Origin of the sequence: Streptomyces cahuitamycinicus (assembly GCF_002891435.1) — a bacterium.
GTDB classification, from domain to species: domain Bacteria; phylum Actinomycetota; class Actinomycetes; order Streptomycetales; family Streptomycetaceae; genus Streptomyces; species Streptomyces cahuitamycinicus.
The window spans coordinates 1-1098 of sequence record NZ_POUC01000862.1 but is presented as its reverse complement, the minus strand read 5'-3'; the positions used below and the strand labels follow the sequence as shown (position 1 = coordinate 1098).

Below are 1098 nucleotides of genomic sequence, written 5' to 3'. Positions count from 1 at the left end.
GCCCATGAGGATCTCGGCCAGGTGGTCGGGTCCGGTCTCCGGCATGACCCGCCTGCGCAGCTGCTCCACCAGGTCGAAGTCGAAGGGAACGGCGGCCAGTTGGGTGGCGAGCCGGCGGGCGGAAGGGGTGGCGAGGCTGAAGAAGCGCCGTACGGCGGCGCCCGCCGCGCGCGGAAGGCGCGGGGCGCGCAGGCCGGGGGCGGGCGCGCCTTTGCTCAGGGCACCCGCCAGCACCACGGGCAGCGAACGCCGTACGCCGCGACCGCCGGTGACCAGGTCGGACCAGGCGGCGAGGGAAGCGGGTTTCAGGGAGAGCACCGGGACGGCGACGGAGCCGTCGCCCGCCTCGGGCAGCGGCCGCATCGGATCGGGCCCGCCGGGCGGGGCCCAGTGCCCGAGGCCGTCGTTGGGAGCCCCGAAACCCCCGGCCTCCAGGACGGCCGGGTACGGGTAGAGCGAGGACCGGTGGCGCAGATGCGGCGGCAGCAGGTGGACGAGGGCGGTGGGGCCGGCGTGGGCGAGGCGGCCGAGGAGTTCGTCGGCGGCGGAGGCGGCCCAGCCGTGGGCCAGTCCGTCGGTGACGACGAGGAAGATCCGGCTGCCCCGGCCGTCGAGCAGTTCGGCCGGGTCGGCGACGGCCCGGCCCGTGGGCCAGCGCAGGCCGGCGGTGCCGGTGCGCGGCACGGTCACCCGGATCGTGCGCACACTCCGGAAGGCGCCGCTGTGCTCGGCCGCACGGGTCAGGCGTGCGGCGCTCTCCTCCCAGATGCGCATCGTGGGCGCGTCGTCGATCAGCAGCACCAGGCCGAAGGCGGAGACCCGGGCGGGCCGCAGGAACGGCATCCACAGCCCGTCGGCGAGGCCCTGTTCGGCGGTGGTCTCCTCGTCCAGTTCCAGGCTGCTGCGGGACGGGACGCGGCGGGCCAGGTGGTGCAGGGCGCGCGCGAGCAGCGCCGTGACACGGCCGGGGCCGGACGGGTCGGGTTCGGCCCGGGGCAGCAGCGGCGGCCCGAGGTGCAGGGTGAAGCGGCCTTCGGGGTGCGGTGAGAAGCGGCCGCCGGGCCGGGAGACGGCCTGGTCGGCGGGAGGGAGCGAGGT

General features: G+C 77.0%; 1 protein-coding gene. It reads right to left on the bottom strand.

Annotated features, from left to right (window positions below; genetic code table 11):
• Window positions 1–1098 (bottom strand): SAV_2336 N-terminal domain-related protein (locus C1J00_RS43490; protein WP_439333489.1); only part of this gene is annotated, 1098 nt, incomplete at both ends.